The sequence below is a fragment of the Bacillus sp. SH5-2 genome, from assembly GCF_008368905.1.
Lineage (GTDB): Bacteria > Bacillota > Bacilli > Bacillales > Bacillaceae_G > Bacillus_A > Bacillus_A luti.
Map to the genome: position 1 here is coordinate 81,035 of NZ_QOSD01000019.1, position 17,975 is coordinate 99,009.

At 34.8% G+C, this 17,975-nt stretch carries 19 protein-coding genes and 1 pseudogene; 15 read left to right on the plus strand and 5 right to left on the minus strand.

All coding sequences use genetic code 11. From position 1 onward, the window contains the following. Nucleotides 1-3: 3 nt before the first annotated feature. The 3 genes and pseudogenes from DN410_RS14555 to DN410_RS14565 form a co-directional block, all read left to right on the plus strand. Nucleotides 4-408: pseudogene (locus DN410_RS14555) on the plus strand (sodium:solute symporter family transporter); the annotation flags it as partial. Between the two features lie 307 nt (nt 409-715). Continuing rightward, nucleotides 716-1,654 carry a ring-cleaving dioxygenase gene (locus tag DN410_RS14560; protein ID WP_149177032.1) on the plus strand — a complete coding sequence of 313 codons (939 nt, stop codon included), beginning with the start codon at nt 716-718 and terminating at the stop codon, nt 1,652-1,654. A gap of 24 nt (nt 1,655-1,678) precedes the next feature. Continuing rightward, nucleotides 1,679-2,290: an alpha/beta hydrolase gene (locus DN410_RS14565; RefSeq protein ID WP_149177033.1), complete on the plus strand. Its 612-nt coding sequence runs from the start codon at nt 1,679-1,681 to the stop codon at nt 2,288-2,290. Nucleotides 2,291-2,345: 55 nt separating this feature from the next. On the opposite strand, the gene DN410_RS14570 is transcribed toward DN410_RS14565, so the two are convergent. Next, on the minus strand, nt 2,346-3,878 hold the full coding sequence (locus DN410_RS14570) for a BA3702 family sensor histidine kinase (protein ID WP_149177034.1): 1,533 nt from the start codon (nt 3,876-3,878) through the stop codon (nt 2,346-2,348). 235 nt (nt 3,879-4,113) lie between these two features. Between DN410_RS14570 and DN410_RS14580 the strand changes: the two genes are divergently transcribed. Continuing rightward, the gene (locus DN410_RS14580) at nt 4,114-4,485 is read left to right on the plus strand and encodes a VOC family protein (protein WP_149177035.1); all 372 of its coding nucleotides are present in this window, start codon (nt 4,114-4,116) and stop codon (nt 4,483-4,485) included. A gap of 19 nt (nt 4,486-4,504) precedes the next feature. Here the strand turns inward: DN410_RS14580 and DN410_RS14585 are convergent, their stop codons facing one another. Further along, complete coding sequence (locus tag DN410_RS14585) at nt 4,505-5,344, minus strand: YitT family protein (RefSeq protein WP_149177036.1); 840 nt, start codon at nt 5,342-5,344, stop codon at nt 4,505-4,507. 96 nt (nt 5,345-5,440) lie between these two features. Here DN410_RS14585 and DN410_RS14590 point away from each other — a divergent pair, with 96 nt between their 5' ends. From DN410_RS14590 to DN410_RS14600, 3 genes are read left to right on the plus strand one after another with little or no spacing between them, the layout of a single operon-like run. Continuing rightward, the gene (locus DN410_RS14590; protein ID WP_149177037.1) at nt 5,441-6,262 is read left to right on the plus strand and encodes a protein phosphatase 2C domain-containing protein; all 822 of its coding nucleotides are present in this window, start codon (nt 5,441-5,443) and stop codon (nt 6,260-6,262) included. Between the two features lie 15 nt (nt 6,263-6,277). Next, nucleotides 6,278-6,730 carry a peptidoglycan recognition protein family protein gene (locus tag DN410_RS14595; RefSeq protein WP_149177038.1) on the plus strand — a complete coding sequence of 151 codons (453 nt, stop codon included), beginning with the start codon at nt 6,278-6,280 and terminating at the stop codon, nt 6,728-6,730. Nucleotides 6,731-6,747: 17 nt separating this feature from the next. Further along, entirely contained in the window at nt 6,748-6,999 is a 252-nt protein-coding gene (locus DN410_RS14600; RefSeq protein ID WP_149177039.1) for a DUF2164 domain-containing protein, read from the plus strand. 128 nt (nt 7,000-7,127) lie between these two features. On the opposite strand, the gene DN410_RS14605 is transcribed toward DN410_RS14600, so the two are convergent. Next, nucleotides 7,128-7,556, minus strand: a complete 429-nt coding sequence (locus tag DN410_RS14605) for a cytidine deaminase (RefSeq protein WP_149177040.1) — start codon at nt 7,554-7,556, stop codon at nt 7,128-7,130. A gap of 519 nt (nt 7,557-8,075) precedes the next feature. Between DN410_RS14605 and DN410_RS14610 the strand changes: the two genes are divergently transcribed. Beyond that, entirely contained in the window at nt 8,076-9,554 is a 1,479-nt protein-coding gene (locus DN410_RS14610) for a DUF4822 domain-containing protein (RefSeq protein ID WP_149177041.1), read from the plus strand. Nucleotides 9,555-9,727: 173 nt separating this feature from the next. Here DN410_RS14610 and DN410_RS14615 read toward each other — a convergent pair whose 3' ends face one another. Both DN410_RS14615 and DN410_RS14620 read right to left on the minus strand, forming a co-directional pair. Then, nucleotides 9,728-9,940, minus strand: coding sequence for a CsbD family protein (locus DN410_RS14615; RefSeq protein ID WP_149177042.1), 213 nt, complete (start codon nt 9,938-9,940; stop codon nt 9,728-9,730). Between the two features lie 171 nt (nt 9,941-10,111). Next, complete coding sequence (locus tag DN410_RS14620; protein WP_149177043.1) at nt 10,112-10,918, minus strand: GNAT family N-acetyltransferase; 807 nt, start codon at nt 10,916-10,918, stop codon at nt 10,112-10,114. 152 nt (nt 10,919-11,070) lie between these two features. Here DN410_RS14620 and DN410_RS14625 point away from each other — a divergent pair, with 152 nt between their 5' ends. The 7 genes from DN410_RS14625 to DN410_RS14655 all read left to right on the plus strand — a co-directional run bounded on the left by DN410_RS14625 (nt 11,071) and on the right by DN410_RS14655 (nt 17,974). Continuing rightward, a complete protein-coding gene (locus tag DN410_RS14625) occupies nt 11,071-11,274 on the plus strand; it encodes a hypothetical protein (RefSeq protein WP_071711348.1) in 204 nt (67 codons plus the stop codon). Then, the gene (locus DN410_RS14630) at nt 11,271-11,831 is read left to right on the plus strand and encodes a GNAT family N-acetyltransferase (RefSeq protein ID WP_149177044.1); all 561 of its coding nucleotides are present in this window, start codon (nt 11,271-11,273) and stop codon (nt 11,829-11,831) included. Before DN410_RS14625 ends, DN410_RS14630 begins: the two co-directional genes overlap by 4 nt. A gap of 263 nt (nt 11,832-12,094) precedes the next feature. Further along, nucleotides 12,095-12,883 (plus strand): helix-turn-helix domain-containing protein, encoded by a 789-nt coding sequence (locus tag DN410_RS14635; protein ID WP_304519989.1) that lies wholly within the window; start codon nt 12,095-12,097, stop codon nt 12,881-12,883. A 168-nt stretch (nt 12,884-13,051) separates the two neighbouring features. Next, nucleotides 13,052-14,665 carry a long-chain fatty acid--CoA ligase gene (locus tag DN410_RS14640; protein ID WP_149177045.1) on the plus strand — a complete coding sequence of 538 codons (1,614 nt, stop codon included), beginning with the start codon at nt 13,052-13,054 and terminating at the stop codon, nt 14,663-14,665. A gap of 123 nt (nt 14,666-14,788) precedes the next feature. Next, a complete protein-coding gene (locus tag DN410_RS14645) occupies nt 14,789-15,364 on the plus strand; it encodes a biotin transporter BioY (RefSeq protein WP_149177046.1) in 576 nt (191 codons plus the stop codon). Nucleotides 15,365-15,429: 65 nt separating this feature from the next. Continuing rightward, nucleotides 15,430-16,890 (plus strand): acyl-CoA synthetase, encoded by a 1,461-nt coding sequence (locus DN410_RS14650; protein ID WP_149177047.1) that lies wholly within the window; start codon nt 15,430-15,432, stop codon nt 16,888-16,890. Continuing rightward, complete coding sequence (locus DN410_RS14655) at nt 16,883-17,974, plus strand: acetyl-CoA C-acyltransferase (protein ID WP_149177048.1); 1,092 nt, start codon at nt 16,883-16,885, stop codon at nt 17,972-17,974. The genes DN410_RS14650 and DN410_RS14655 overlap by 8 nt, the downstream gene beginning before the upstream one ends. Nucleotide 17,975: the final 1 nt, after the last annotated feature.

The following is a 17,975-nucleotide window of genomic DNA, read 5'->3' on the forward strand; positions in this document are numbered from 1 at the left end:
TATGGCTTTTTAGCAGTAAGTTGGACCGACTTTGTGCAAGGTTGTATTATGTTTATTGCTCTTGTATTAGTACCAATTGTTGCTTTTACAGATGTCGGTGGTGTAACAGAAACATTTAATACGATTAAGCAAGTTGATGCATCGCATTTAGATATGTTTAAAGAGACTACAATATTAGGGATTATTTCCTTTTTAGCATGGGGTCTTGGGTATTTTGGTCAGCCGCATATTATTGTCCGCTTTATGGCAATTACCTCTATTAAAGATTTGAAAACTTCTCGTAGAATCGGTATCGGTTGGATGGCGATTTCTATTATAGGTGCAATGCTCACTGGCTTGGTTGGTGTCGCCTATTACGCTAAAAATAATGAGACATTACAAGACCCAGAAATGGTCTTTGTAACATTTTAAATGAAATAAGTAACTTATTGACAAATAAAAGTAAGTAACTTATAATAAGTATTAAGTTCGAGATAAATGATATTCTAAATCAAGGTTTATTATGATTATAGAGTGAGTAAATATTTTTTTTGAAAACTATCTTGAAATTGAGATAATTCTGATAAGCTAGACGTTAATGTGTAATTTTATAATTAATATCTCGAATTCGAGATAAAATTATCATGACGGATTTTACTTTGCAGTATGGACAAAATGAATAATGAATTTTAATGTAAAGCAATTTTTATAATGAAATAAAAAAGGAGTGGACGAAATGGAAAAGAAAACAATGGGGATACATCATATTACAGCAATTGTAGGACATCCACAAGAAAATGTAGATTTTTATGCTGGTGTATTAGGTTTACGTTTAGTGAAACAAACAGTAAATTTTGACGATCCGGGTACGTACCATCTTTATTTTGGTAATGAAGGAGGAAAGCCTGGAACAATTATTACGTTTTTCCCATGGGCAGGTGCTCGTCAAGGTATTATTGGAGACGGTCAAGTAGGCATCACTTCTTATGTTGTACCAAAAGGGGCAATGGAGTTTTGGGAAAATAGATTAGAGAAATTTGATGTTCCGTATACGAAAATGGCTCGATTCGGCGAACAGTATATAGAATTTGATGATCCACATGGTTTGCATATAGAATTAGTGGAAAGAGAAGAGGGCGAATTAAATAATTGGACTTTTGGAGAAGTTACGCCAGAAGTGGCAATTAAAGGATTTGGTGGTGCTGTTCTTTTATCTGCACAACCCCAAAAAACAGCTGAGTTGTTAGAGCATGTTATGGGTCTTGAGAAAGTTGGAGAAGAAGGTGAGTTCGTACGATTCCGTTCCTCTGCTGACATTGGAAATATTATCGATTTGAAATTATCAACAATCGGACGCGGTCAGATGGGTGTTGGCACAGTCCATCATATTGCTTGGAGAGCGAGTGACGATGCTGATCAATTAGACTGGAAAGAGCATGTGTCTCGTTTTGGATATGGTGTAACTCCTGTGCAAGATCGAAATTATTTTAACGCGATTTATTTTAGAGAACACGGGGAAATCTTATTTGAAATTGCAACAGATCCTCCTGGTTTTGCTCATGATGAATCGTTAGAGACGATGGGCGAGGAATTAAAGTTACCGGAGCAATATGAACCACATAGAAAACAGATTGAACAAACACTCTTACCGTTTGAAGTAAGAAATTTAGACTAAAGTGATTGAAGGGGGAAAAGGATTATGATGAAACATGTTTTTCAAAAAGGAAAAGATACGTCAAAACCAGTATTGTTATTACTTCATGGTACAGGTGGTAATGAATTAGATTTATTACCACTTGCAGAAATAATTGATCCGGAGGCTTCAGTATTAAGTGTTCGTGGAAATGTGTTAGAGAATGGGATGCCGCGTTTCTTCCGCCGATTAGCAGAAGGTATTTTTGATGAAGAGGATTTAATTTTCCGTACGAAGGAATTAAATGAATTTTTAGATGAAGCGGCTAAAGAATATGAATTCGATAGAAATAACATTGTTGCTATCGGTTATTCAAATGGAGCAAATATTGCGGCGAGCTTATTGTTCCATTATGAAAATGCGTTAAAAGGTGCTGTACTTCATCATCCGATGGTACCTAGAAGAGGGATACAATTACCTGATTTAGCAGAAAAATCTGTATTTATTGCTGCTGGAACAAATGATCCGATTTGTTCACCTTCTGAGTCAGAGGAATTGAAGACATTATTAGAAACAGCAAATGCTAATGTAACAATGCACTGGGAAAATAGAGGGCATCAATTAACAATGGGTGAAGTGGAAAAAGCAAAAGAGTGGTATGATAAAATAATTCTATAAGCTATGAATAATAAAAGAAGCATCTGCTAACGATTAGCAGATGCTTTTAGTATAGTTAAGACTGGATTGCAAGATGAGATGAAGAAAGTGGTAATTGAATATCAACGATAGTACCTTTATTTATTTCACTTGAAATGTGTAATTTCCCATGATGTTCTTCAATTATTTTGTAGCACATCATTAATCCTAGTCCAGTACCTTTTTCTTTTAAACTATAAAATGGTTCGCCTAAACGAGAGATGCGATCTTCTGGAATGCCACAGCCTTCGTCAATAATACGAATTACAATGAAATTATCGTCTAACGGTTTGATTTGAATGAAAATATTTCCGCCATTTGGCATTGCTTCTATTGCGTTTTTTAATACGTTAATAAAAACTTGTTTTAATTGATTACCGTCGCATTGAATGTCATGTTTATGTTTAAAATGATCCATAATAATATGGACGCTATGCATGATGGCAGTTGGCAAAATAAATGTGACTACCTCTTCAATTAAAGTTTGTATGTTGCAAGTTTGTATAGATAACACTTGAGGTTTCGACATCGCCATAAATTGACTTGTGATAGATTCCATTTGTGAAATCTCACTTAACATAACATCGACATACCATTTATTGTCCTCATTTATTTCAGGGAGTAGCAATGTTAAAAAACCTTTAAGAGAAGTGAGTGGGTTTCGAATTTCATGGGCAATTCCAGCTGTCAGTTGTCCGACTACTGCGAGTTTTTCTGATTTTCGTAATAACTTCTCGGTTTCTTTTAGCTCAGTAACATCCCTGCCCATCACGATAAGACCTTTGCGAGAACCGTCGGGATGATAAAGTGGAACTTTTGATATACTTAAGATTAGGTCGAAATCATCTCTATGTATAATGAATTCCTCTCCATGAAGAATTTGTCTTTGTTGCCATGCTAGTTCATCTACTTCTTCACAGTGTAAAAAGGCTTCTCGGTACGCTTCATTATATTGAATGAGTTCACTATCCCTTTTTCCGTGATACGGTACATGGTGGAAATTGAAGCAAGAAAGTGCATAGTCATTTGCTTCAAGCCAGCGACCTTCATGATCTTTGAATATAACAAACGCAGGCATTGAATTCATCAATGTACGCAATCGCTTCTCGCTATCTTTTAACATTTTCTCAATTCTTTCTGATTTTTCAAGGGGCTTCATAATCGCATATACACCTGTTAGACGATTGCGAACAAAAGTAGGAACTAGTTTTGTTACAACATCTAATAAATAGCCGTCTTTATGGTAAATAGAGATGATATACTCTTGTTGATTGTCAGCTGTAGTATTTTTTAAATATTGTGGCACTTGTTCAGAAATATGAGCTTCTAAAATAGAGGTAATGTTTTTTCGCTCTAATTCTTCTGAAGAGTAACCTAGTATTCTTTCAGCAGAAGGATTAATATGCAAAATAACGCCTTCTAAGTTCAATGAAATAATACTATCAGGGTTGTGTTCAAAAAGAGAGGCATACATTTCTACTAAAGAACGATCTTGAATATGGTTTCGTAAACGACCAGATATATTAGGCGGACGTTTTTTTTGTGTAGATGAATATTTTTTATGACTCATAATATTTCCTCCGTACAACTAGCATCTAAAAAGATTTGTCTATTAATAACTATAATATAGATGTAATGTGTATTTCTATAAAAAATGGAAGTTGCAGAATAAATTTTGTTTTTTTCTTTTTTGTAAAAGGAGTATAAGGTGGTAATAAGAGGATCTTATATTGTTTTATAAATCTTTTGTAAGTTACAGGAGCATGTATTCCTTATAATATTAGAATAGAAGAGGGGGAGAGAAAATGAGAAACTATATTCAAGGAATCGACCATGTGCAAGTTGCTGCACCTGTAGGATGTGAAACAGAAGCGAGAGAATTTTATGGTAATACAATTGGTATGGAAGAAATTCCGAAGCCAGAAGAATTAAAGAAGCGTGGTGGATGTTGGTTTAAGTGTGGGAATCAAGAAATCCATATTGGTGTGGAGCAAAACTTTATACCAGCTAAAAAGGCACATCCCGCCTTTTATGTGAATGAAATTAATGAATTTAAGCAACTGTTGATAGATCGAGGTATCGAAGTGACTGATGATCATGCACGGCCAGATGTAATTAGATTTTACGTGTCTGATCCATTTGGAAATCGAGTTGAATTTATGCAAAATAAAGACTAGGTGGATTCCCGCCTAGTCTTTAACTTCTTCTGAAAAGTCCTAACACTTCAACAGTTTCAGTAATATTAACGAACGCATTTGGGTCAATTTCAGAAATTGTTAGTTTCATACTTGCTAATTCTTCACGAGAAACGACTGTCATAAGTACACGCTTTTTCTCGCTTGAATAAGCACCTTCTCCGTCAAGTAATGTAATCCCACGTACAACGGTTGAAAGTAGCTGCTGTTTCATTTTTTCTGCTTCATTTGTTACAATCATAAGTGTAACTTTACTATGTTTTGTATGAACAGCATCGATTACTTTACCAGTTACATAAATTGAAAGTAAGCTTGTAAGTGCAACATCCCAAGTGAAGAAGAATCCTGCAATAACAACAACGACTGCATTTAAAGCAATAAGGAATCCGCCAAGTTTAATGTCTCGCTTGCGGGATAGTAACATACCGATAATATCAAATCCACCAGTTGATCCATTGCAATTAAAAACAAGACCGATACCAGCTCCGGCAATGACACCTCCGAAGATAGATGATAAAAGTGGATCTGTTGCTACGACTTTTACTGGAACATAGTATAATGCAACAGATAATACAATTACAGAGATAACAGTGTTAAAAATCACTTTTTTTCCAAGACCTATGTATCCTAAAATAAGGATAGGTAAGTTTAATACGAAGTTAATAATACCTGTATTCACAGGAGTTACAATCCCTAAAATAATAGCAATTCCGCCAATTCCACTACTTAAAATTTTGTGGGGGATAAGGAAAAGATTAAAGGCAATTGCGATAATAATAGAACCAATAATAACACCAAGAAATCTAACCATTTCTTTCCCGTCCTTCACTAAAAAATTCATATTATTTCAAGATTATATATGATATTGAAAGTTTTAGGGGAAAACAGTTTATTTTGGAAAATTAGATTAATCAAAAGAATTTGAGTATTTCATCATTTGAAAGGGGATACAGTTGTGAAGATAAAAACATATCAACAGAAAAGCCCGTTGAAGCAAGAATGTGAGGATTCTTATTTTTGTAATGAAGATAAAATGATTTATGGTGTATGCGACGGGGCAACACCACTCGTTCCTTTTCAAGATGAAAAGGGACATAATGGAGCATACATCGCTTCACATTTATTTGCAAGTTATTTTACTTCATTACGAGAAAATTATAGTTTGCAAGTTGCAGTTGAGAAAGCAAATGAAGTATTGCAAAGCAAGATGCTAGAATATAAGGTTGATACGGGAAAAAAAGAAGATTTGTGGTGCACATGTATTGCTGCGGTTCAAATAGATGGTACGAAAATTGAATATGCGCAGCTAGGGGACTGTATGATTGTCGCAATCCTTCGAAATGGAACGATGCAAGTAGTAACGAAAGACACTGTTAAAGGAATTAGTAAACGAGCCAAAAAGAAAAGAGAAGAAGATCGTGAAAAAGGTTTATCAGTACCAGAAGAACATGTTTTTCAAGATGTTCGAGAACAGTTAAAATACAATCGTTATCTTGCAAATATGCCAAATGGCTATTCAGTTGCAAATGGAATGAAAGAAGCGATACATTATTTACAACAGGGCGAATTACATATAGATGAGGTAAGCGGGATTTTTATTTGTTCAGACGGGCTATTTCACCCAGATTGGTCACTCGAACAAACTGTTGCATATATAAGAGATAATAGCATAAACGAATATATAGAAATTATTGAAGAGTTAGAAGGAGAAAATAAAATAAGACCAGACGATAAAACAATTATAATGATTGATTTTTAAGAGGAGGTAATTCATATGGAAATTAAATGTGCAAATTTAACGTTTCAAGATGAATTAATTCCGTTAGAAAGAGTGAATAAGCTTATTATTCACCATACATCAGAAGATGGATGGGATGTGTATAAAACACATGAATTTCATCAAAAGGTAAGGGGATGGAGCGGGATTGGTTACAATTATTTTATTGAAGAAGATGGAACTGTAGTCGAAGGGCGAGGTTTACATATTGGAGCACATGCGAAAGATAATAATAGGGATACGATTGGAATATGTATGGCGGGTAATTTTGATAAATATGATCCAACTATCGCACAAATGAATGCATTATATTCTTTATGTAAAATGTTTATGAAGCAGTTTGCTATAGAGAAAGGGAATGTACTCGGCCATAGGGAGCTAGAAGGTGTTACAAAAAGCTGTCCTGGAAAACGCTTTTCTATGGTAGAGTTAAGAAACGTATTATCTTAAATATAGAGGAGTAACAAATGATGATGAATATAAAAATACCAAATGATAAAAAAGAAGAGCTTGTAGCACAAATTCAGCAATTTTTCATGGAAGAAGATTTAGATGAAATCGGACGTTTCCAAGCAGAGCGTTTAATAGAAGAAATGATTAAATTAATTGGGCCTTTGGCATACAATCAAGCAATTGGAGATGCTAGAAAACTTGTAACTGAAAAATTATCAAATATTGAAGAAGATTTGTATGTGTTAGAGAAGAGTGAAGGGAAGTAAGAAGAAAAGTTTTGGTCGTCTTCTGTCAATTATAAAATAAGTATTATGTCACGGCTTTTTCCGATGTTTTATTTGGAAAAGGCCGTGAAAAATTTTTGTCTTCAGAAGGAAAAAAATAGAAATTACTCCTATCTCGTACTCCATTCTTTTTCCATTTCATCATGATATGCTTCTGTCCAATGATATGGTTGCAGCTCTTTTAGAGGTTTAAAAATAATATCTTGTTTAGCATTTGTAATCGCGCACTGTACTTCTGGTCCCCAATAAAATAAACGTTCTTGGCATACACCACAAGGCGAGAGTACCTTTAATTCAGAATGCTCATTTTCTCGTGCAAGACAAATAGAATGTGTAACTTTCTTTTGAAATTTGTGAGCTTCTAAAATTGCACCTGTTTCCATACAAAGTTCTGTTGAAGCATTTATTACGTCCGGAGCAACACTTGTATAAATTGTTCCATCTTCTACACGAATCGCTGCGGCTCCACCCCAATCATTTGGATATCTTTGTTCAATTAAATGTTTCACCACATCATATAATTGTTGCTCAATATTCAATTTCTTTTCCTCTTTTCTGCCCAAATTTCGGTTTGTCATTTCGGAATATTCTTTCTTTTATCATGATAACATAAACAAAAAAATGGAATAAACATTTAATTTCAAATCATCTTTTTAAAGAACTATATTATCTTTTAAATGATTTTATTAATTTTTAAGCGACTTTACTATCACTCAACAATATAAAATAAAACTTCTTTTTCCTAAAAGGGACCTTAGAATTAAAAAACGTTATTCTTTCTTAACAAGCTAGATGAGAAAGAATAACGTTTTTTTAGATTGAGATTAAAAATATATTATCTTAATTTTATCTTTTTTTAATAATTTATTTATGGGCAATTTATAGTTGCTATTTATAATTCCTATATATAACAGCTATGGATATTACGAAAAAGAACCTTGGAGGTGTAATCAATTAGCTGTAATCAAAATTTAAAACATGAATTGCTCACATAGAATCTTATTTTGGAAGATAAGTGATGTAATTCTTTGTTAAATGAAGGAAGGGATTGGGAAGCTATGAATAAAACAATTTTAAAAACATGTATCATATCAGCAGTTTTAGGTGGAAGCCTATTAAGTGAAACGAATGGAGAGGTGAAAGCAGAGGAGGTTACATCACAAACGAATCATACTGGTGTATTCAAAGATGTTCCAAAGGGACACTGGGCATATGAGGCGATTCATCAATTAGCAGGTGAGAAAATTATTTTCGGCTATGATGATGGGAGATTTGGTTTTGGAGATAACGTAACACGCGAACAAGTTGCAGCTTTAATGTATCGTTATTTTGATTTATCAGAAAATAAAAAATATGAGAACCCATATGGGGATGTAAGTGAAGATTCGACAAGCTATATAAAGGAAATTTTGTCTTTAACAGAAATGGGTGTTTTTGCGGGTGACGAGCATGGAAACTTTAGACCGAAGGCATCCTTAACACGCGCAGAAATGGCACAGGTTCTTACAAATGCTTTTCATTTAAAGGCAAAGAGTGATCACACTTTTACTGACGTTTCAACGAACTCATGGGCAAGAAATGCAATTAGTGCTGTTCAAACAAATAATATTGCAAAAGGAGTAGGAGAAGGGAAATTTGCTCCAAGTATGGATGTGACGCGTGAACAGTACGCACAATTTTTATACAATGCAATACAAGAAACCGAGCAAACCCAACAGACGCAGGGGCAACAACTAGCTAGTATACTTGGTGAAACAAATTGGCAAGGGACAAAAGTCTATGACAAAGATCATAACGATTTAACGAAAGAAAATCAAAATTTCATCGGGCTTGCAAAATATGATACTAAAACGGCAAGGTATGAATTTTTTAATGCAAATACAGGGGAGAGTCGTAATGATATCGGTACCTTTTTTATAACCAACGATGGAAAGAAAAGAGTGTTAATTTCTGAAACGCAAAATTATCAAGCGGTTGTTGAATTAACGCAATTAGACAAGGAGAAATTTACATATAAAAGAATGGGGAAAGATACAAAAGGGAACGATGTAGAAGTATTTGTTGAACATGTTCCTTATCATGAAAAAGAGCTGTCTTTCACGCGACCTGATAAAAATTTAGAGAGCTCGACGGGGAAAATAGTTACAAACGTTGATGGAGATGAAATTTTATCTAGTACACTATGGAACGGAACGGTGGTATTAGACGAACAGGGTAATAATGTAACAAAATACAACTCAAACTTAATCAGTCTAGCAAAATACGATAAAAATACAAATAAATACGAGTTTTTCAATGTGAATACAGGAGAAAGTCGTGGAGACTATGGTTTCTTTGATGTTGTACATGGTAATAAAATAAGAGCTCACGTGTCGTTAGGAAATAATAAATATGGTGCAGTCCTTGAACTTACAGAGTTAAATAAAGATAAATTTACGTATACAAGAATGGGGAAAGATGCGAATGGAAAAGATATAAAAATCTTTGTTGAGCATGAACCGTATACAGGTGACCTAAAACCAAATTTCACAAAGTAAGCCTTTACTGTAGCAAAGGCATTATGTTAGAAAATGTTAGTAAGGAAAAGCTTGAGTGATTAGGTAATTAAAATAGTTGTTTATAGACAAATAGATGCCTTGAGGCATCTATTTGTCGTTTTAAAATGATTTTATGGGTAAATATAAAATACAAATTCTCTTTTCTCGCTCTTTTATCTATTCTCTTTATGCTCTTTATATTCATGAACTTTTTCTTTTACATTACCGACAGTATCTTTAGCAGTGCCTTTGATTTTATCCCATTTTCCTTCAGCTTGTAATTTCTTATTGTCTGTTACTTTCCCGACAACTTCCTTTACTTCACCTTTTACCTTATCAATAGCACCTTCTACTTTTTCTTTTAAACCATGATCATGCTTACTCATACACTTCTCCTCCTTGTAGTTTGATTAGAATTCTCTTTTCATATTGCAAGTTGAATGATGTATCTAGTAATAGCGTAACAAATTTAGTTTGAATATTCAAATGATTAATAGAGTTGAAAAGGAATTGTCATAAAGTGTATAAAGTTGTAATGAGAAGAGAAAGAATGTTAATTATATGTCTTTTGCGGTCCAGATTGATTTTGTATAAGCGATCTTCATATGGGCACGTTCCATATTATTTTGACTGCTGCTACCAAACCTTGCTTGCCCAACTATTAAATTACAATTGGATTCAATAGCTGTCTCAATTCGTTTTTGAATTAATGCAGTGTGACAACCTTTACGCTGAAATTCTGGCAAAGTAGCAGAAGCAGCTAATGATGCGACACTCTTATTTATATACAGGACACCAATGCCCGCAGGAATGTTTTGAACTTCAGCTATGAAAAAATGCCATCCTGGTTTATTGTAGAGAATTTCGTTATTTTGGCGCACACCATCTTTTGTAAAGGATGGCATGTTAAATCCACGTACATATATGTCTGCAAAAACATCAAACTCATTTTCTTTTAGTTGGCGTACTGAAACGTTAGAAGGAAGAAGGGACGGATCTTCTCGCGGTGTACTATATAAAGCGGTATGGAAGCTAGATTGATAAAAACCTTTTTCAGATAAGTATTGAAATAGTTCAGCTGTACCTTGCGCTGGCGTAATTTCAAAACGACAAGGGATTTGTAGTGATTGATAATAAGAGATGATTTCATCTATCTGAGCTGTATTTGTAATACCTTTTATCGTATTAAAAGCAGGACCAGCAATTACTTTTGATGAAAAGGCGGTGGCACTTCCGAATTGTTTTATTTGTACTTGCATTGGATTTTCTTTTATCGCTTGTAGTGCCTCTAATCTAGAAGAAAGCATATTTATTTCTGCGTTTTCTATTTCTTGTGCTGTATTGAGCGTCATAATTGTACTCATATAATTCCTCCGTCAGTAAATATATTTCATAGTACATATACGATGTTTGTTCTGAGATTCCTGTTGAAATGTAAGAGAATATGAAGTTTTTTGGAAGGGAAATGGAAGTGAACTGTCGAAGGGAGTGGAAACAGATTAAAGGTGGTGCTCTCATGAAACAGAAAGACGTGCAGACATGCTCTAATTGTGGTTCTCATAACATAGGAGAAGGTGAGTTTGTCGGATATGCACAAATACGGAAAAAGGAGACGATGTTTACATCTTCACCAGTAGATGCTTATATTTGTACAGATTGTGGAAATATCCTTTTATTAAAGGTACGGAATTATGAAAAATTTAAGCAGAAGCCGTTATGATCATTGAGAAGTGGTCATATCCAACGTTGTATACGAAACGTCTTATATTAAGGAAAATTAATGTAAGTGATAGTTTACATATATTTGAGTATGCTGCTGATAAAGAGCTAACAACATATACTGTATGGGATGCTCATCAATCGTTACATGACACAGCTGAATATATAGAAGGAATTGTGAATGGGTACGAGAAAGAACAAGTAGCTCCCCTTGGCATAGTGTTAAAAGGGGAGCAAAAACTTATAGGGACTTGTGGGTTTATAAAGTATGATTCAACTGCACATAAAGCAGAAATTGCATACGCTTTATCACGAAAATATTGGGGAAGAGGATTGGCTACCGAGGCTGCATTAGCGTTTTTTAACTATGGTTTTCATGAGTTACGTCTTAATCGTATTGAAGCAGGATGTAACTCGGAAAATGAAGCATCTGAAAGATTAATGAAACGTTTGAATATGGAGTATGAATGTACGCTTCAAAATGATTTGTTCGTTAAAGGTAAATATCGTGATACGAAAAGGTATCGTATAACTAGGGAAAGATACATGAACCAATGAAATAGTTGACATTAAAAACTCCTTTAAATGAATAAGGGAGTTTTTCTTTTTGTAATAATAATTACCTTTAATTGTTATAATTGGTTATTAGGGGGATTGTTTTATTAACGCTACAATCATAGAAGGAAAGTAGCTAAATTGTCTATAAAACCACTAAATAACACAATCGCAACCGTAAGTTGACAAAGTGCAACCGCAGGAAGATAGAGATAATGGCAATGTTTACATACAATTTAGGTAAGAAAACGAAGGGGGACACACATATGGGATTTGGTGAAAAGCTGTTTAAATTAAGAAAGGAAAAAGGCCTTTCTCAAGAAGCGTTAGCTGAGAAATTAAACACGACAAGGCAAGCGGTTAGTAAATGGGAAAATGGTCAAGGGTTTCCTGAAACTGAAAAATTAATAATGATTGGAAATGTATTCGAAGTATCTCTTGATTACTTATTAAAAGAAAATGCTGAACAAAGTAACGAAAAGGAAAATGGTTATTACGTAAGCAAGGAAATGGCAGAAGGGTATATAGTGTATGGACAAAAAATTTCTAAATATATTGCGTTAGGATTTAGTTTGCTCATTTTATCTACAATACCGTATTTATTATTTAAAGAAGATGTAACAATGTCTACGTTTCTTGTCATTATCATTGCTGTCTTTGGAATTGGAGCAATGATGGTACCTGTAACGATAGAAGAGAGTCGATACAATGTATTAAAAAAAGAAGAACTACTATTTGATCAAAACTTTCTAAAAGAATTGACAAAAAGATATGCGACTATTAAAAAGAAATATGCTGCAGTAGTGGTTGTTGGATTTTGTTTCATAGCGGCAGGAGCAATACCGTTTTTATTTGAGAAGAAACGAATTACTTCAGGAGAGCTAGTGCAGTATTACCCTTACTGTGTTGTACTTATTGCTATTGGATTCTATCTTTTTGTTCGTGTTTTAGGAGTGTTAGAGACGTATCGGATTTTAGTAGAAAATAAAGAATATAGTAATCGTTTCATTTTTAAATTGAAAAAGAAAGTAAGAAAAAAGGTGGATAGTTTATAAAAAAATAAAAAACATGTTTCGGATCAATGTATTCAAAACATGTTTTTATTGATTTGAATTATTTCCAAAGAAATAATTCAGAAAATACTGAAAAATATCGTAAATATTTGTTGAAGTCTGTTATAATATATGGAAATGAAAACGCTTTAAAGGGAGGATGTAACCAATATGATGATGAATGTACCGCTAACAATTAGTTCTATGATGGAAAGAGCAGAAAAGTTATTCCCGAAGAAAGAAATCGTTTCTCGCACACATGATACAGTTACGACATTAACGTATAAGCAGCTAGGGGAAAGGACAAGAAGACTTTCTAGTATGTTAAAAAAGCTTGGGATTAAGGAAGGCGAACGTGTAGGAACGTTAGCGTGGAATCATCATCGACATGTGGAAGCGTATTTTGCTATTCCTGGTATTGCTTCCGTTTTACACACAATTAATATTCGTTTATCTCCTCAACATATTTCATACATTATTCAGCATGCAGAAGATCGCATTCTACTTATTGATGAAGATATCGTACCACTCGTTGAAAGTATTCAATCCGAATTATCAACTGTACAAGCCTACATTGTTATGACTGATAAAGCTGAGCTCCCAAAAACTACACTTCAGCCTGTATATCATTATGAGAAACTTTTAGAAGAAGGCGACCCAAATTTCCAATTTGTAAATGATATTGATGAAAACACACCTGCTGGTATGTGCTATACGTCAGCGACTACAGGAAACCCAAAAGGTGTTGTATATACGCATCGTAGTACTGTATTACACTGTATGGCACTCGGTTTAGCTGATACAGCTGCTTTATCGGAAAGTGATGCGGCGATGGCAATTGTACCGATGTTTCATGTGAATGCTTGGGGACTTCCTTTTGCGGCTACTTGGTTTGGATCAAAACAAGTTCTTCCAGGGCCGATGTTTAATCCGAAAATTTTATTAGAAATGATTCAATCTGAAAAAGTAACGATAGCTGCGGGTGTGCCGACAATTTGGCTCGGTGTATTACAAGAGTTAGAAAATAATAATTACGATTTATCTAGTATGACGAGAATATTATGCGGTGGTGCAGCTGCGCCGAAAAGTGTTATTAAAGCATTTGAGCAGAAACATAGTGTTCCTTTCATACATGCATATGGAATGACTGAAACAAGCCCACTCGTAACACTTGCACGTTTAAAAAGTTATGACACAGAATTATCGTATGAAGATCAATTAGAAATTCGCTCAAAACAAGGATATCTTGTGCCCGGTGTAGAGATGAAGGTGGTCGGTACAAATGGTGAAGTGAAGTGGGACGGTACAGAGATGGGAGAGCTATGTTTACGAGCGCCCTGGATCGCTGAAAGCTATTATAACGATGAGCGTACTGTCGAAGGTTTTCGTGATGGTTGGCTATATACAGGAGATGTTGTTACGGTTGATGAGGAAGGTTGTGTGAAAATTGTTGACCGTACGAAAGATGTTATTAAAAGCGGAGGAGAATGGATTTCCTCAGTGGATCTTGAAAATGCTTTAATGGCACATGATGCTATATTTGAAGCGGCTGTTGTTGCAATTCCCCATCCGCAGTGGCAAGAGCGACCAGTTGCCTGCGTTGTTCAAAAGAAAAATAGTACAGTCACAAAAGAGGAAATATATGAGTTTTTAAAACCACAGTTTGCGAAGTGGTGGTTACCAGACGATATTGTATTTATGGAAGAAATACCGAAAACATCTGTTGGAAAGTTTTTAAAACAGGCGCTTCGGAAAGAGTTAGAGCATTTGCATAAAGAGAAATAATTGAATCCTTATTTGTAAACTTTCGTTAAAACTAAGTTGACAAATAAAAGGTTGAAAGATAATATAATTCTTGTAATATGTTATCTAAATTTTAATTTAAGTTTACAAATGGGAGAAGCAAACATGAATACAAAAAACTTAGTTTTCGTCGCTTTATTTAGTGCTATTATGGGAGTGTTAGGATTAATACCTCCGATTGCTCTTTCTATTACACCAGTTCCGATTACATTACAATCACTCGGTGTCATGCTTGCTGGTGGATTGTTAGGATCACGTCTTGGTGCATTAAGTCAGCTTGTTTTCTTACTTATTGTAGGAGTGGGAGCACCATTACTTGCTGGTGGACGCGGTGGCCTTGGTGTATTTGTTGGGCCAAGTGCAGGATATTTACTTGGTTATATTGTTGGAGCGTTTGTCATTGGGTATTTAATTGAGCGTTTACGTGAAGTTTCTATTATAAAAGTATTATGTATTAATATAATTGGTGGTATTTTCGTAGTTTATGTATTTGGTATCATTGTGCAAGCTTTCGTAATGGATATTTCTGTATGGGAAACGATGAAAGTGAGTGTCGCATTTTTACCAGGTGATTGCATAAAAGCGATTATAGCAGCAATTCTTGTAACGAAATTACATCGTTCATTGAAACATATTATTACGCCTGCTCTAAAGAGTGGGAAATATACAAATGCGGGATAAGAAAGAGAAGAAACACGTTAATTACGTGTTTCTTTTTGTTATTTTGTAAAGAAAGGACGTCTCAAATGGGGATTACAAAAGAATATAAACAGCATGTCTCTTCACAAGCTAATAAAATAGCAATAAAGGAAAATGATCGAGTTTTAACATATAAAGAGTGGTTTGAGTCAGTGTGTAAAGTAGCAAATTGGTTGAATGAAAAAGAGTCAAAGAATAAAACGATAGCGATTGTATTAGAAAATAGTATAGAGTTTTTACAACTATTTGCTGGTGCTGCTATGGCCGGATGGGTTTGTGTGCCATTAGATATAAAATGGAAAAAGGATGAGCTAAAGGAAAGACTAGTAATCAGTAATTCAGATATGATTATTGCGGAACGATATAAATTAAATGATATTTCCGATGAAGAAGGAAGAATAATTGAAATTGAAAAATGGAAACAAATAATAGAAAACTATCTTCCTACAGAGCACATTTTAGAAAGTTTACAAGATGCTCCTTTTTATATGGGATTTACATCAGGATCAACAGGAAAGGCAAAGGCATTTTTACGTGCGCAACAATCGTGGGTTCATAGTTTTAATTGTAATATACATGACTTTCATATGAAAAAAGAAGACTCTATTTTAATAGCTGGAACGCTCGTTCACTCTCTTTTCTTATACGGTGCAATAAGTGCATTATATATAGGACAAACCGTACATATTATGAGGAGATTTATTCCAAATAGAGTGTTAGATACGTTAGTAACTGAAAATATTTCGGTCATGTATACCGTACCAACAATGCTGGAATCTTTATATAAAGAAAATAGAGTAATAGAAAATGAAATGAAAATAATTTCGTCAGGAGCGAAGTGGGAAGCTGAAGCGAAAGAAAAAATAAAGAGTATATTTCCTTATGCGAAAAGATGTGAATTTTACGGTGCATCTGAACTTAGTTTTGTAACAACACTAGTCGATGAAGAGAGCAGAAAGCTAAATTCAGTAGGAAAACCTTGTCACAATGTGCAAGTTCGAATATGTAATGAAGCAGGAGAAATCGTACAGATAGGTGATGTAGGAACTATTTATGTGAAAAGTGAGCAGTTTTTTATGGGATACATAATAGATGGAGTTGTAGCCCAGGAGTTGACTACTGAGGGCTGGATGACAGTGCGAGATGTAGGTTATCAAGATGAAGAAGGATATATATATATTGTTGGCAGAGAGAAGAATATGATTTTATTTGGAGGAATCAATATTTATCCAGAAGAAATAGAAAGTGTGTTATATACACATCCAGCTGTTGAAGAAATTGTTGTAGTTGGTGTGAAAGATAATTATTGGGGTGAAAAGCCTGTCGCTATCGTAAAAGGCTGTGCTACGAAGCAACAATTAAAAAGTTTTTGCTTACAACGATTATCCTCTTTTAAAATACCGAAAGAATGGTATTTCGTTGATGAAATACCGTATACAAATAGCGGGAAAATCGCTCGTATTGCAGCAAAAAGTATGATTGAAAACCGGGAGAAGATATATGAATAGAGCGGTTATTGTAGAGGCGAAAAGAACACCTATTGGTAAGAAGAATGGGATATTAAAAGATTATGAAGTTCAGCAATTAGCAACGCCACTTCTTACATTTTTAAGTAAAGGAATTGAGAGAGAAATAGATGATGTCATATTAGGGAATGTTGTTGGGCCAGGAGGAAATATTGCAAGGCTGTCTACATTAGAGGCGGGGCTCGGTTATCATATTCCTGGCGTAACGATTGACCGGCAATGTGGTGCTGGATTGGAAGCGATTCGTACTGCGTGTCATCTCATTCAAGGGGGAGCAGGTAAGTACTATATCGCTGGAGGAGTAGAGAGTACAAGTACATCACCTTTTCAAAAGAGAGCGCGGTTTTCACCTGAAACAATTGGTGATCCTGATATGGGAGTAGCGGCTGAATATGTTGCAGAGCGTTATAACATAACGAGAGAAATGCAAGATGAGTACGCTTGCCTTAGTTATAAACGGACACTGCAAGCATTAGAAAATGGATATTTACAAGATGAAATACTTTCATTTAATGGATCTCTAGACGAGGCTATAAAACGAGAAATGAAGTATGAAAGAATGATTAAGAGAACAAAGCCTGCATTTTTACAAAATGGAACCGTGACGGCAGGTAATTCGTGTGGTGTAAATGATGGAGCGTGTGCCGTTCTTGTAATGGAAGAGCGGCAAGCCCAAAAATTAGGATACAAGCCTGTTCTGCGTTTCATTCGTAGTGCTGTAGTTGGAGTGGATCCCAATCTTCCGGGAACTGGTCCAATATTTGCAGTGAATAAATTATTAAATGAAATGAACGTAAAGGTAGAGGACATAGATTATTTTGAAATAAATGAAGCATTTGCTTCGAAAGTTGTAGCTTGTGCAAAGGAGTTACAAATTCCATACGAAAAATTAAATGTAAATGGTGGTGCAATCGCACTCGGTCATCCGTACGGTGCATCTGGAGCTATGCTTGTAACGCGCTTGTTTTATCAGGCGAAACGGGAGCGTATGAAATATGGAATAGCGACATTAGGAATAGGGGGCGGGATAGGTCTTGCTCTATTATTTGAGAAAGTAGAAAACTAGA

Coding starts and splice junctions, on each gene's coding strand:
- DN410_RS14560 (WP_149177032.1), top strand. CDS start 716: ATGGAAAAGAAAACAATGGGGATACATCATATTACAGCAATTGTAGGA.
- DN410_RS14565 (WP_149177033.1), top strand. CDS start 1,679: ATGATGAAACATGTTTTTCAAAAAGGAAAAGATACGTCAAAACCAGTA.
- DN410_RS14570 (WP_149177034.1), bottom strand. CDS start 3,878: ATGAGTCATAAAAAATATTCATCTACACAAAAAAAACGTCCGCCTAAT.
- DN410_RS14580 (WP_149177035.1), top strand. CDS start 4,114: ATGAGAAACTATATTCAAGGAATCGACCATGTGCAAGTTGCTGCACCT.
- DN410_RS14585 (WP_149177036.1), bottom strand. CDS start 5,344: ATGAATTTTTTAGTGAAGGACGGGAAAGAAATGGTTAGATTTCTTGGT.
- DN410_RS14595 (WP_149177038.1), top strand. CDS start 6,278: ATGGAAATTAAATGTGCAAATTTAACGTTTCAAGATGAATTAATTCCG.
- DN410_RS14600 (WP_149177039.1), top strand. CDS start 6,748: ATGATGATGAATATAAAAATACCAAATGATAAAAAAGAAGAGCTTGTA.
- DN410_RS14610 (WP_149177041.1), top strand. CDS start 8,076: ATGAATAAAACAATTTTAAAAACATGTATCATATCAGCAGTTTTAGGT.
- DN410_RS14615 (WP_149177042.1), bottom strand. CDS start 9,940: ATGAGTAAGCATGATCATGGTTTAAAAGAAAAAGTAGAAGGTGCTATT.
- DN410_RS14620 (WP_149177043.1), bottom strand. CDS start 10,918: ATGAGTACAATTATGACGCTCAATACAGCACAAGAAATAGAAAACGCA.
- DN410_RS14625 (WP_071711348.1), top strand. CDS start 11,071: ATGAAACAGAAAGACGTGCAGACATGCTCTAATTGTGGTTCTCATAAC.
- DN410_RS14630 (WP_149177044.1), top strand. CDS start 11,271: ATGATCATTGAGAAGTGGTCATATCCAACGTTGTATACGAAACGTCTT.
- DN410_RS14635 (WP_304519989.1), top strand. CDS start 12,095: ATGGGATTTGGTGAAAAGCTGTTTAAATTAAGAAAGGAAAAAGGCCTT.
- DN410_RS14640 (WP_149177045.1), top strand. CDS start 13,052: ATGATGATGAATGTACCGCTAACAATTAGTTCTATGATGGAAAGAGCA.
- DN410_RS14645 (WP_149177046.1), top strand. CDS start 14,789: ATGAATACAAAAAACTTAGTTTTCGTCGCTTTATTTAGTGCTATTATG.
- DN410_RS14650 (WP_149177047.1), top strand. CDS start 15,430: ATGGGGATTACAAAAGAATATAAACAGCATGTCTCTTCACAAGCTAAT.
- DN410_RS14655 (WP_149177048.1), top strand. CDS start 16,883: ATGAATAGAGCGGTTATTGTAGAGGCGAAAAGAACACCTATTGGTAAG.